At 40.8% G+C, this 13,684-nt stretch carries 12 protein-coding genes and 1 tRNA gene; 9 read left to right on the top strand and 4 right to left on the bottom strand.

Features of this window, described 5'->3' with window-relative positions; translation table 11 throughout:
• Genes AC1RRY_RS06485 through AC1RRY_RS06475 form a run of 3 tightly spaced genes read left to right on the top strand, consistent with a single transcriptional unit; the run spans position 1 to position 2,856 of the window.
• On the top strand, positions 1–1,545 hold the full coding sequence (locus tag AC1RRY_RS06485) for a serine hydrolase (protein ID WP_492817240.1): 1,545 nt from the start codon (positions 1–3) through the stop codon (positions 1,543–1,545).
• A 4-nt stretch (positions 1,546–1,549) separates the two neighbouring features.
• Positions 1,550–2,140, top strand: a complete 591-nt coding sequence (locus AC1RRY_RS06480; protein ID WP_492817242.1) for a TlpA family protein disulfide reductase — start codon at positions 1,550–1,552, stop codon at positions 2,138–2,140.
• 26 nt (positions 2,141–2,166) lie between these two features.
• Complete coding sequence (locus AC1RRY_RS06475; RefSeq protein WP_492817244.1) at positions 2,167–2,856, top strand: LytR/AlgR family response regulator transcription factor; 690 nt, start codon at positions 2,167–2,169, stop codon at positions 2,854–2,856.
• Between the two features lie 23 nt (positions 2,857–2,879).
• Here AC1RRY_RS06475 and AC1RRY_RS06470 read toward each other — a convergent pair whose 3' ends face one another.
• Both AC1RRY_RS06470 and rpmH read right to left on the bottom strand, forming a co-directional pair.
• The gene (locus tag AC1RRY_RS06470) at positions 2,880–3,230 is read right to left on the bottom strand and encodes a ribonuclease P protein component (protein WP_492817246.1); all 351 of its coding nucleotides are present in this window, start codon (positions 3,228–3,230) and stop codon (positions 2,880–2,882) included.
• Between the two features lie 118 nt (positions 3,231–3,348).
• Entirely contained in the window at positions 3,349–3,504 is a 156-nt protein-coding gene (gene rpmH / locus AC1RRY_RS06465) for a 50S ribosomal protein L34 (RefSeq protein ID WP_101725182.1), read from the bottom strand.
• Between the two features lie 113 nt (positions 3,505–3,617).
• On the opposite strand from rpmH, the gene AC1RRY_RS06460 reads away from it, so the two are divergent.
• The 5 genes from AC1RRY_RS06460 to gpmI all read left to right on the top strand — a co-directional run bounded on the left by AC1RRY_RS06460 (position 3,618) and on the right by gpmI (position 9,542).
• The gene (locus tag AC1RRY_RS06460) at positions 3,618–5,039 is read left to right on the top strand and encodes a M61 family metallopeptidase (RefSeq protein WP_492817248.1); all 1,422 of its coding nucleotides are present in this window, start codon (positions 3,618–3,620) and stop codon (positions 5,037–5,039) included.
• A 58-nt stretch (positions 5,040–5,097) separates the two neighbouring features.
• Positions 5,098–6,747, top strand: a complete 1,650-nt coding sequence (locus AC1RRY_RS06455) for an amidohydrolase (RefSeq protein ID WP_492817250.1) — start codon at positions 5,098–5,100, stop codon at positions 6,745–6,747.
• Positions 6,748–6,834: 87 nt separating this feature from the next.
• Positions 6,835–7,344, top strand: coding sequence for a low molecular weight protein-tyrosine-phosphatase (locus AC1RRY_RS06450; protein ID WP_492817252.1), 510 nt, complete (start codon positions 6,835–6,837; stop codon positions 7,342–7,344).
• 14 nt (positions 7,345–7,358) lie between these two features.
• Positions 7,359–7,886, top strand: coding sequence for a HEAT-like fold family protein (locus AC1RRY_RS06445; protein WP_492817254.1), 528 nt, complete (start codon positions 7,359–7,361; stop codon positions 7,884–7,886).
• Positions 7,887–8,003: 117 nt separating this feature from the next.
• The gene (gene gpmI, locus AC1RRY_RS06440) at positions 8,004–9,542 is read left to right on the top strand and encodes a 2,3-bisphosphoglycerate-independent phosphoglycerate mutase (protein WP_492817256.1); all 1,539 of its coding nucleotides are present in this window, start codon (positions 8,004–8,006) and stop codon (positions 9,540–9,542) included.
• Between the two features lie 87 nt (positions 9,543–9,629).
• Here the strand turns inward: gpmI and AC1RRY_RS06435 are convergent, their stop codons facing one another.
• Both AC1RRY_RS06435 and AC1RRY_RS06430 read right to left on the bottom strand, forming a co-directional pair.
• Positions 9,630–10,973 (bottom strand): trigger factor, encoded by a 1,344-nt coding sequence (locus tag AC1RRY_RS06435; protein WP_492817258.1) that lies wholly within the window; start codon positions 10,971–10,973, stop codon positions 9,630–9,632.
• 135 nt (positions 10,974–11,108) lie between these two features.
• A tRNA-Leu gene (locus AC1RRY_RS06430) sits at positions 11,109–11,190 on the bottom strand.
• Between the two features lie 214 nt (positions 11,191–11,404).
• Between AC1RRY_RS06430 and AC1RRY_RS06425 the strand changes: the two genes are divergently transcribed.
• A complete protein-coding gene (locus AC1RRY_RS06425) occupies positions 11,405–13,675 on the top strand; it encodes a RelA/SpoT family protein (protein WP_492817260.1) in 2,271 nt (756 codons plus the stop codon).
• Positions 13,676–13,684: the final 9 nt, after the last annotated feature.

Raw genomic sequence — 13,684 nt, 5'->3', positions numbered from 1 at the left:
ATGAAAAAGCTAACTATCATCATTACTATTTATTTCTGTGCTTTGGCTCATATACAGGCGCAAAACACCATTAACAAAAAAATTGACTCCCTGTTTACTCACTTAGGTGAAACCGGAGATTTTAACGGAGGGATACTAATAGCCGAAAAAGGTAAAATTGTTTATCAAAAAGCATTTGGTTATGCCGATTTTGCAAACAAAACACCTAACACTGCCGATTCACATTTCAGTCTGGCTTCTATTTCAAAAACTTTCACATCAGTAGCTATTTTACAATTGAAAGAAAAGAAAAAGCTTAAGTTAGAAGACCCGTTCATTAAGTATTTTCCCGGATTCCCATTTCCCGATATCACTATCAAACACATGCTTTCGCACACATCAGGTTTGCCAGATTTAGAACTGTATGAATCTGCAGTAAGTGCCAAACCCGACAGTATTATCCGTAATAAAGATGTCATAGATATTCTAAAAGGCTGGAACAGGGGATTATATTTTGAACCGGGCGAGAAATGGCAATATTGCAACACAAATTTCGCCTTGTTGGGTTTGTTGGTCGAGAAAATAAGTAAAACGTCTTTCAGTTCTTATCTGAAAAAGAACATTTTTGAAGTTGCCGATATGCAGCAAACTTACCTGAAAATGGAAAAACCTGATACTGACTCTAAAAAAGTAGTCAGCCACAGAATGGTAACCTGGTTCGACGACCAATTTAAAAATGTGGATTCCATCAAAACCGGTAGTATTAAATATTGTACTTTCAACTGTGGCGGTACTTACGGCGATAATAATATTATAAGCACCACCACAGATATGTTTAAATATGACCAGGCACTTTATAACGGCAAACTGCTCAGCCAAAGCAGCCTGGACGAAGCCTTTGCTCTTACTAAACTTAATAACGGCAGTTTTTATAATGACGTATTCGGTTCAGAATACACTCAATTAGGTAAAAACTCCTACGGTTTAGGTTGGGGGATTTACGAAGATGATGAAACAGGAAAAGCAGTTGGTCATGGTGGTCGTCTCTTTGGTTTATCGACATTTTTTTATAGAAACCTAAGCAAAAACCAGACAGTGATTATTTATGAAAATCTGGAATTAGAAGGACATGCATTCTACGATAAAATAAAAGCAGCAGTAGATATTCTGAACAATAAAACTCCTAAAAAAATACAATACAAAAAATCATTGGCCCGTAAATATGGAGCTACTCTTAAGCAGTCAGGCATAGACCGTGCCGTAGCAACATTCAACGAGTTGAAAACCGATAGTACCCATTACTATACGTCAGAAAATGAAATGAACTGGCTGGGGTATGACTTTCTTTTTACTGCCCGAGAAAAACAATATTCGCTCGAAACATTCAAAATCAATACATTGCTGTTTCCGAAAAGTTTCAATGTATATGATAGTTATGCCGAAGCACTCAATGCCAATGGCAAACGCGAAGAGGCTATTATAATGTATCAGAAATCAATCTCGATGAATCCGAAAAACGAAGGAGGCAAAGAAATGTTGAAACGAATTTTAGCAAATAAACAATAGAATTATGAAAAAGCTATCTAAAACACTTCTGGTTGTTCTCTCTATTCTTTTTGTTGTCATTATTATCGGTGCATTTTCGGCCAATAAGTACTACGAATCGAACCTCTCACCTGAAATAACAATAGAAGAGGCAATGGATGTAACCGACCTGAACCAGATACTCGACAAACACAAGGGCTCACTGCTGTATGTTGATCATTCATCAGTTAACTGCGGCCCCTGCTTTGTTGAATTGAAAGAATATGCACCTCAGCTGCAGGCACGTTATAAAAACAAGCCCATCACTTTTGTCTATATTTGTTCAGAAAGCAACTACCCACTGAAAAATGTAAGCAACAGTGTGCTATGGCGTAAGAAATTAGCCAACACCAATGCCAAAGGATACCATTATCTGGTGAGTAAGGAGCTTAGCCTCAAAATTTTTGACCAGACCGTCAATAAAGACAAGGGAGAAACACCTTATTATCCCTGGCAGTTTATTGTAGATGAAAACGGCAAGGTCATCAACAGCCATGCTGTCCGTCCTATCCATTTGCCTCAATTGTATCAACAACTGGATAGTTTGTTGTTGACAAGACAACAGAAAAGAATTTAATTTATGTATTATTTTAATAAAGTTACATGCTGACCGCCATAGCCATAGACGACGAACCCCACGCTTTAGAAGTAGTACAAATGCATGCAGCTAAAGTACCGTTTCTGGAACTGAAAGCTTCTTTTACAGATGCTTTTGAGGCTATCCCCTATTTGCAGCAAAACAAGATTGACCTATTATTTCTGGATATAAAAATGCCCGATATCTCGGGCATTGAGTTTATCCATATTCTTCAAAGGCCGCCTTTGGTGATATTCACAACGGCCTATTCAGACTACGCCGTAAAAGGTTTTGAGCTCGATGCCATCGACTACCTGCTGAAACCCTTTTCATTGGCAAGATTCACCAAGGCCTGCAACAAAGCGCTGGAAATCAGCCAGCTCAGCCGTGAATCCCCTTCGGATTTCATATTTCTGAAAACCGGCTATGAGGAAGAAAAAGTGTTTTTTGAAGAAATACTTTATATAGAAGCCGAAGGTAACTACATGGCCTTTGTGTTAAAAAACAAAAAGCTGTTGAGTCGCCTGAGCATCAGCGAAGCGTTGCAGTTATTGCCATCGCAGCAGTTTATCAGAGTCCACCGCTCTTATATCATTAATATCAATAAAATTCAGAAACTCACCCGTCAGTCGGTCTGGATAGCCGACAATGAAATTTTTATCGGAGCATCTTATGAAGACCGCATACCTGAAATAAGAGAGAAGCTAAAAAAATAAAACGAGTCAATCTGACAGCGAATTTATAGTTTTTTCAGGCAGTTTTTCATGCCTTTTTCAATAATGCTGTAGTCTTCAATAACCTTGCCTACGTAAATAAACGCAATATAATACTGTTGGGGCAATTGTACCTTATGGAGCCTGTAAGCTTCTTTCATCCGTCGACGAACCAGATTCCTGTCAACCGCATGCTTGTACTGTCGCTTCGGTACTGAAAAAAGTACCTGAGTGTTTTTTTCTTCCGAATGCCTGAAAACAACCCTGACCGGATAGGCAAAGACACCGTTGTTGGCAGAATCTTTTCTGTCAAACAAGCTATTTATCACCTTAGTGCTGCAAAGTCTTTCGTCTTTTCTGAAAGTTTTCTTCACCATTCAGTAAAAAAGTTTACCTACAAAGCTAATAAAAAAGCCACCGAAAGGTGGCTAAATATCTTGATTACGTCGTATTTACAAATTGTAAAATCGAACTATCAAACTGTTAAAAACGAGATTATTTGTGTTTTTTCTCGTCAGAAACAGTCAATTTCCATCTGCCACGTGCACGACGTGCAGCCAATACGCGTCTGCCATTGGCAGATTCCATACGCTCACGGAATCCGTGTTTGTTACGACGCTTTCTGTTTGATGGTTGGAATGTACGTTTCATTATATTTATCTATTTTTGTTCTTTTAATTCGCAATAACCCGCACCTTTCATAAGGGACTGCAAAAGTACATATTTATTTTTAAATAGCCAATAGCACAACAAAAAATTGTTTCATGCATTATAAAATTTATTCAAAACACCGCGACTCACATTTTATTGATATAGAATGTTTTATCACTGATATTCAGGAAGATACCATTGAACTTCAGCTACCTGCATGGCGCCCGGGCCGGTATGAATTACAGAATTTTGCCAAAAATATTCAGCAATTTGAGGTCATCAATCATGATGGAGAGAAGCTGCCCTGCAAAAAAATAACCAAAGACCGCTGGGAAGTACAAACCAATGGCGCCACAGCCATTACAGCGCGCTACAATTATTTTGCCCACATTGTTAATGCAGGCAGCAGCTATGTAGACGAGCACGTGTTATACGTAAATCCTGTCAATCTATGCCTGTATGCCGAGGGGAAAAAAGATGAAGCCTGTACTATTGAACTGGCATTGAGAGAAAACGAACAAATTGCCGGAATCAACTCAATCAGTAATCAGCCCGGTTCATCTACCTCTCAATTACATTTTGATGATTTTCATCACCTGGCAGACAGTCCTTTCATTGTAAGTGCCAATCTGAAACATGATTACTATGACATTGACAATGTAAAGTTCAACCTATGGTTTGAAGGTAATATCAATCCCGATTTTGAGCGCATCAAGGCCGACTTTAGAAAGTTTACTCAGGCGCAAATCGATGTTTTTGGTGAGTTTCCTGAAAAGGAATATCATTTCCTTACCTGGATACTCCCTGTTCCTTATTATCATGGAGTAGAGCATCGAAGTTCAACCATGCAGGTGCTGGGGCCTGACAGTCAGAATTTTGAAGAACTGTATATCGATTTACTGGGGCTTGCCTCGCATGAACTTTTCCATACCTGGAATATCTGCAAGATTCGCCCCCTTGAGCTCCTCCCTTATAACTATACCAGAGAAAACTACTTCCCGACCTGCTTTGTGGCTGAGGGAGTAACCACCTATTATGGTGATTTAATGTTGAGCCGCTCGGAAGTCTTTAACGAAGCCCAATATCTGAAAGAACTGGAAGTTTGTTTTAAACGCCATTTCGATAATGCCGATAATGCCTCTCAATCGTTAGTGGAATCATCATGGGATTTGTGGCTGGATGGTTATACACCAAGCATTCCGGACAGGAAAGTGTCGGTCTATCATAAAGGTGCTATTGCTGCACAGATACTCGACCTGCATATCAGGAAAATATCAAGCCATACCCGTTCACTAGACGACGTGATGCGCCTGATGTGGGAACAATACGGTAAACATTTCAAAGGCTATTCTTTTGAAGACTATCAGGCTGTTTGCGAAGAAGTAGCCAACGAAAAGCTGGACTGGTACTTTGATTTCTGCATCAAAGGCAACGAATCGATATTTGATTTACTGAACAGGTATCTGCAATTGATAGAGTTAGAGGTTGTCAGAAACGAAGAAGGCATTCTCAGCCTGATTAAAACAACAAATTAGACATATTGCTTGAAAAAAGGACAGCCATTTACATACTTTGCATAAAAAATACCCTTCTATGAGTCTCAACTTCTCAACCTTTACACGTTTGTCAGTAATCGGCCTGGCTTTTGTATACAGCAGTATATCTGCTCAGAAACAGCAAGCGGACCTCATTGTACATAACGCAACTGTTTACACGGTCAACAGCCAGTTTGGCGTGGCAGAAGCCTTTGCCATAAAAAATGGCAAATTCATCGGCATTGGCAGTTCAAAAGATATTCTGGCAGGATACACCGCCAAACAAATGGTAGATGCAGCTAAAAAACCGGTTTATCCGGGTTTTTATGATCCTCACAGCCATTTTCTGGGCCTGGGCCAGATGCTCGGCCAATGTGATCTGGTAGAAACCAAATCTTATGAAGAGATTATTGAAAGACTCAAAAAATTCGCAGCCGAGCACCCTGAAAACCAATGGATTATCGGCCGCGGTTGGGACCAGAACGACTGGGAGGTAAAGGTTTTCCCTACCAAAGATTTACTCGACAAGGCTTTTCCTGACAAACCCGTTCTTCTCACACGTATAGACGGTCACGCTGCCCTGATTAACTCCAAGGCCATTCAACTGGCCAGAATTTCACCGGCCAGCAAAGTAAGCGGTGGTGATGTGGAAGTGATTGACGGTCAGCTGACAGGCATATTGGTAGACAATGCCATGGGTTTGGCCAAAAGGGTGATTCCCTCAACAACCGAAAAGGAAAAGCAAGCGATGTTATTGGCTGCTCAGAAAGAGTGCATAAAGTACGGCCTAACCACAGTTTCTGACGCAGGCTTGAATCAGGACGACATCGAACTGATAGATAAAATGCAGAAGCAGGGTTCACTGAAAATCCGCAATTATGTCATGGTATCTTTAGGCATACGTAACTTAGAGTATTTCATAAAAAAAGGAATTTATAAAACCGACCGCCTGAATGTGCGTTCATTCAAGCTTTATGCCGATGGTGCCTTAGGTTCAAGAGGAGCCAGTTTATTGAAACCTTACAGCGATGAACCATCTAAAACAGGATTCTTACTACTGAGCCCCGCCGAACTGGAACGCAGCCTGACAGCCATTTATAATTCAGGTTTTCAGGCCAATACCCATTGTATTGGTGATTCAGCCAACCGATTGATTCTGAATATTTACGGTAAGCTCTTGAAAGGTAAAAATGACCGTCGCTGGCGCATTGAACATGCACAGGTGGTATCAACTGAAGATGTGCCTAAGTTCGGCAAGTATTCTGTTATTCCATCTATTCAGGCTACACATGCTACTTCAGATATGTACTGGGCTGGCGATCGTCTCGGTAACGAACGCGTAAAAACTGCTTATGCTTTTCAGGATTTACTAAAGCAAAATGGTGTAATAGCTAATGGGAGCGATTTCCCGGTTGAATACGTAAGCCCGCTGTTTGGTTTTCATTCGGCTGTAGCCCGTCAGGACGACAAAAATTATCCAACAGGAGGTTTCCAGATGGAAAATGCTTTAACCCGCGAGCAAGCGTTAAAAGCTATGACCTTGTGGAGTGCCTATGCCAATTTTGAAGAGAAAGAACGAGGCAGTATTGAAACCGGAAAAATGGCTGATTTTGTGATTCTGGAAGCCGATATCATGAAAGAACCGAAAGAAAAATTACGGAATATTAAGGTTACAAACACCTTTATAGGCGGAGAAAAGGTCTATTAAATGTTGATTAAAAAAGACTCGAGTTAGTCTGATTTTTGAACAATCTTTTAAATTTACGCTTATAAATTTACACAATCATTTAAAACTATGGTAAAAGTATTGTTCGTTTGCCTGGGTAATATCTGCCGCTCACCGGTGGCCGAAGGTGTATTGAAAGACCTGATTCAGAAACATGGTTTAGAAGATAAAATCTCCTGCGATTCAGCCGGAACCATGGGCTGGCATGCAGGGAAATCACCCGACCATAGGGCAATTAAAAATGCCTTGAATCACGGTATTGCACTTACCCATAAAGGAAGAGAAATCAAAGCCTCTGACTTTGATACTTTCGACCATATAGCAGTAATGGACGAAAGCAACTTTAAAGATGTACATGAATTATATTATAAGGTAAAGCGCACGCCCCCTCCCGCTGAAAAGCTCTTTTTGTTGCGAGACTACGACCCGAATGTGACAGGTGTGTATGAAGTACCGGATCCTTACTATGGTTCAGATGCAGACTTTGAAGAGGTTTTCAGGATTGCTGAACGTAGTAATGAAGCCTTGCTGAATCACCTGACTGAAAAACATGAGCTTTCTAAACCACAGGAACCATAAAATTCCGTAAATAAATGGAGATTGGAAACGAGCTCGCTAAAGAGTTTTCTAAAGCACAGGTTAAGTATATTGCTGATGCAATTGGCGCCGATGAAGAAAAATTTGCCGAATTGATGCGAATCTTTCTCAGGGGTGAATATATTTTGACGCAAAAAGCAGCCTGGGTACTCAGCGAATGTGCAGACAGATATCCGTTTCTGATTATTCCTTATTTCAGAAGTTTTATCGAAAAACTACATGAGCCTGATGCCTCTGATTCGGTCAAAAGAAACATCATAAGAGTATGGCAATATGTTGATATACCAGAAGAATACGTAGGAGAAGTGTATGACATCTGCTACAAATACCTGAATAGCAATGAAGCCATAGCCATCAGAGCTTTTTCAATTACGGTCTGCCACCATATTGTCAGAAAATTGCCTGAGCTGAAAACCGAGCTAAGACTGACCATTGAAGACCTGCTTATGAAAAACCAGGATGGCTCGCCTGCTATTAAAAGCAGAGCGAAGAAGATTTTAGTACAGTTGAAGAAAAATGAGTAAATTTGCTCTGCAAATAAAGCAAAGAAATTTATGAAGCTTTCATGCCATTAACCATACCCCAGACATGAAAAGTTTCGAATACATCTACCTTAAATACGGGTGCCGGGGTAACATATTATGAACAAGAAAGTAATTTTGATAATCCTTGATGGTTGGGGGATTCCTAAACCGGGCGAAGAATGGCGCTCTGCCATTGACTCAGCTAATGTTCCTTATTTCAGAAAATTAATGCAAGAATACCCCCACAGTACTTTAGAAGCGTGTGGACGTGCCGTAGGTTTGCCGAACGGACAAATGGGTAACTCTGAAGTAGGACACATGAACCTGGGAGCAGGCCGCGTAGTTTATCAGGAATTAGAGAAGATTAATATCGCCGTTGAAGAAGGTCATTTGGCTAAAGAACCTGCTTTGGTAAAGGCTTTTGAATATGCAAAAAATAATAACCGTAAGGTACATTTTATTGGTCTGGCATCTGACGGTGGCGTTCACTCTCATATCGAACACGTAAAAGGTCTTTGTACTGCTGCAGCAAACTTTGGTTTGAAAGATGTGTTTGTTCACGCGTTTACCGACGGACGTGACTGCGACCCTAAAAGCGGGAAAGGTTTTCTGGCCGATTTGCAGGCACATCTGAACGCCACTACAGGCAAAATTGCGAGTGTGGTAGGTCGTTACTATGCCATGGACAGAGACAAACGCTGGGAACGTGTAAAGCTGGCTTATGATGTAATGGTAAAAGGCATTGGCGAAAGCGCGCTTACTATTGAACAGTTGCAGGATGCCATCCAGCTTTCTTATGAGCAGAATGTTACCGATGAATTCCTGAAACCGATAGTAATTACAGAAAACGGTGCTCCTGTTACTAAAATTGAAGAGGGTGACGTGGTGATGTGTTTCAACTTCCGTACCGATCGCGGCCGGGAAATCACTGAGGTGCTTACGCAGCATGATTTTCCTCAATACGAAATGAAAGCCCTGAAGTTGTATTACCTGACGATGACCAACTACGATGACTCGTTCCGCGATGTACACGTAATTTATGATAAAGATAACCTGACCAATACCTTGGGCGAGGTACTTGAAAGAGCCGGTAAAAAACAGATCCGCATTGCGGAAACAGAAAAATATCCGCACGTAACGTTTTTCTTCTCAGGGGGTCGTGAAGAACCATTTGCAGGTGAAAGCCGCTTATTGTGCCCATCACCAAAAGATGTGCCGACTTATGACCTGAAACCTCAGATGGCAGCATTTGATATTGATAATACCATCATACCTGAATTGAAAAAGCAGGAGTCAGATTTCGTTTGTCTCAACTTCGCTAACCCTGACATGGTGGGCCACACGGGTGTGTTTGAAGCCGTAATAAAAGCGGTAGAAGCAGTAGATTACTGTTTAGCACAGGTGGTTGATACTGCCCTTGAAAACGGCTATACTTCTATAGTAATTGCCGACCACGGGAATGCCGACTACATGATTAATGACGATAAAACACCTAATACACAACACTCGCTCAATCTGGTGCCATGTATTGTGGTTGATAAAACAGACAGATATCAGGTAAAAGATGGTAAACTAGGCGACATAGCCCCTACTATCCTGACTTTGATGGGTGTAGATATACCAAAAGAAATGACCGGAAACGTGTTAATCTCTTAAGAGATAAATCCAATCCGTTTAGAAACAAGAATCCCCGTAGTATCAATAATACCACGGGGATTTTCTTTATATAATTATCACAAAAGTTTAGGCGTATACCTCTTCTGCAATTTTATTGAATTCGTCTACCAGAATCGTTTTCTTTTCAACTGTCAGATTCGCTTTCAGGAACTCACGTACTTTCTTGCCAAAAGCACGGTCGGTATAACGACGTACCGCGTTATCCTTGTTCTCTTTAAGTGTTTTGCGAGCCATGTTGTCGATCATATCTTCCAGACCTTCGTATGAATACGCACCAAAGTAATTACGCATTTCTGCTTTCACTTCGTCCACTATATCGTTGTATTCCAACTTGATTTCATTATTGGCAGCCACTTCATTACGGATTAAATCCATACGTAAACCACGTGCAAATGCATCATAATCTTTGTCAATTTCTTCAACTGTAAATTTACCTTCGTTGATAGTCAACAACCAGTCTTTCAAAAACGCATCCGGCAATTCGATAGGAACATTATTCAAAAGTGTTTTCTCAACTTCAAAATCAAGCAGGTAATCACTTTCGCGCTCGTAGTTTTCTTTTACAATCTTCTTAATCTCAGCTCTGAAATCTTCTTCGTTAGAAACCTTCCCTTCGCCAATTGCCTTGTCAAAAAACTCCTGATCAATATCTGCGGCCGCTACTCTGGTGATTTTCTCTACAGTAAACTCAAACTCACCAGCTAAAGCAGCTGCTTCTTCTTCACTTTTACCGGTAGCAAAACCCAGATCTTTAGCATTTGCAAAAATGGTCTGAATATCAAATTTCACGCTGCTTCCCTTTTCCAATCCTTTAAAGATATGGAAAGCATCATCATTTACCCGGCCGGTTGAGATAGTAGCATCTTTAATTTCGGTTTCTGTCGACTCCTGTTTCAATGTACCAAACACCAGGTCTTCTTTCTCTACCTCTTCCGCCTCTGCATCTTTCCCGAAACGGCGACGGATATCTTCAATTGCTTCGTTTACTTTATCTTCAGTCGGCTCAATATCGTAGTTGGTAATGGCAGGTATTACACTTAGATCAACCGTAAAATCAGAAGCCAGACCTAAATCATACTCAAACGCAAACTCTTTACTGTTATCCCAATCTACTTTCGCCGAAAGCTCGTTATCAGGTTTAGGATCACCTACTACACGCAATTTGTTGTTTGTGATGTAGTCGTTAGTTGATTTTGAAACCAGATTAATTACTTCATCAACTAAAATGCTTTTACCGTATAATTTCTGAATATATTCTTTTGGAACCATACCCGGGCGAAAACCTTTCACCTGAGCTGTTTTTGTATATTGCTTAATCTTTTTGTCTACTTCCGGCTTGTAGTCTGCTTCTGTAACATTTACTTTAAGTCTGCCGGTTGTTGCAGAAGTTTTTTCAAATATTGTTTCCATTATGATTGGAATATGAGGTTTAAGAATTAAAATCGCCACATTCAGTACAAAACCTGAATGAAATGAAAGAATAAAGTCTGAAAACTGCTATTATTAAAAAACCCCCTGACCGGGTGAGGTTCAGAGGGTTACCTGTACGGGCGGAGGGACTCGAACCCCCATGCCTTGCGACACCAGATCCTAAGTCTGGCACGTCTACCAATTTCGCCACGCCCGCTTCTCAATTATTCGTTCATTTCTCATTGAACGGGCTGCAAAGGTAATGACGTTTTAAATATTTGTCAAGACTTTGCACAAAAAAAATTAAAGTTTTTAAAACTTTTTTTTCTACCTCCAAAAAAACAGAAATTTACCCCTTGCTTTAAAAATTATTTGCTGTTGCGTTAACGATTAATTATATTAGTCTTCAGGAATACAATAAAATCACGAGAATGTTAGGAGAAGTAGCAGAAAAACTGGAAACCAGAAGTCAGTCTGAGCCAATGATAGATCTTGAGAGAGAAAGAGCAGAGATATTATCGAAGTATCGCCGATTATTAAGGGCTGCCAAACCAACCCTGAAAGGTGACGACGCCAAGCAAATAAAGAAAGCATTTACCATCTCGATGGAAGCCCATAAAGATATGCGGCGCAAATCGGGTGAACCTTATATATACCATCCTTTAGAAGTAGCTCAGATCTGTGTGGAAGAAATAGGTTTGGGAGCTACCTCTATTATATGTGCACTGCTGCACGATGTGGTAGAAGACACAGACATGACTCTGAAAGAAATTGAAAAGGGGTTTGGTACGAAAGTAGCCCGTATTATTGACGGCCTCACCAAAATATCCGGCAACTTCGAACAGGGCACTTCAGCGCAGGCAGAGAATTTCAGAAAGATGCTTATCACGTTGTCAGAAGATGTACGCGTGATTCTGATAAAGCTGGCAGACCGCCTGCACAATATGCGTACGTTGGGAAGCATGGCGCGCAACTCTCAGCTGAAAATAGCTCACGAAACCATTTTCATTTATGCTCCCCTAGCCCACCGTCTGGGTTTATACAAAATAAAGTCCGAGCTAGAAGACCTTTACCTTAAATACACCGAACCGGAGCTGTTTAAAGATATTGCGCAAAAGCTTAAAAGTACCAAAGCTACCCGCGACCGCTTCATTGATAATTTCATTAAGCCGCTTAAGAAAAAACTACAGGAAACCGGGGTGGAGTTTGTTATCAAAGGCAGGCCGAAACATATTTATTCAATCTGGAACAAGATAAAGAAGCATAATACGCTTTTTGAAGAAATATACGATCTGTTTGCCATCAGGATTATACTGACACATGTGCCGCCTGAAAAAGAAAAATCAGCCTGCTGGCAGGTATATTCAATCGTTACTGACCAATACAAGCCTAATCCAGATCGGCTGAAAGACTGGATTTCGATACCGAAAGCCAACGGCTACGAATCTTTGCATACTACTGTAATGAGCCATACAGGCCAGTGGGTTGAGGTTCAGATTCGTACCGAGCGGATGGACGAGATTTCGGAAAGAGGCTATGCGGCCCACTTTAAATACAAGGGCAATGACACTTCGATGAATGCGCCGCTCGACCGTTGGATTAACCAGGTAAGAGAAACATTGCAGTCTGGTGACAAATCGGCTATTGAGTTTCTGGAAGATTTCAGAGGCAATTTCTATAACGAAGAGGTTTTTGTATTTACACCGAAAGGAGACCTGAAAGTATTGAGAAAAGGCGCTACCGTGCTCGACTTCGCCTTTGAAATCCATACGGAAATCGGCAGGAAATGTACAGCAGGAAAGGTAAACAATCAACTGGTACCTATCAGTTATGTATTGCAGAATGGTGACCAGCTAGAGATTCTGACTACAAAAAATCAGAAACCGTCGGAAGACTGGCTGCGTTTTGTAACCACTACCAAGGCAAAGGCGCGTATAAAAGACCTGTTGAAAGAAGAGAACAAGGTCTATTACAGCGACGGTAAAGATATCATTACCAAAAAATTCAAAACGCTGGGTTTGGAAAACAACCTGGAAACACTCAATCAGCTGAGGGCATATTTCAATAAGAAAGATTATAACGACCTCTATTATTCGTTTGGCAAAGCCTATATAATGCCAGATGAAATTAAGAAGTTCAAGAACGAGAGAGACGCCCGCCTTAATAAAAGTGCCAAGATAGAGATTGATAACAAAGCCTTTATTGATGCCAAAAGTTTTGAAAAGGAAATAAAGAAAGTAAAAGGAGACGACACCCTCTTTATCGGCGATGATTTACAGGAGATTGATTTCACACTGGCAAGATGCTGTAATCCCATACCGGGCGACGATGTTTTTGGTTTCTTAACCGTGAATGAGGGTATAAAAATACATCGGAATTCATGCCCGAATGCCCAGCAGCTACTCTCTCAGTATGGCAACCGAGTTATTAAAGCGAGGTGGTCATCTCAGGTAGCCAAGGCATTTGTAGCCACCATCCATCTGGATGGTATCGACAGAATGGGTATGATTCAGGATATTTCCAAGGTAATTTCAAGCGAACTACACATTAACATGCGTTCTTTGGCAGTTGATACAAATGATGGTATATTTACGGGCGTTATAAAACTGTATGTTCAGGATACAAGGCACTTGGAAACCTTGATGAAACAATTGGGTGAAATAGAAGGTGTCCATCAGGTTACGCGCGTAGACGTCGAGTAAAATCTGGAA

It is taken from the genome of Emticicia sp. GW821-FHT11C11, assembly GCF_058808615.1.
The sequence above is the reverse complement of the archived record's forward strand: the minus strand, read 5'-3'. Positions and strand labels throughout refer to the sequence as shown.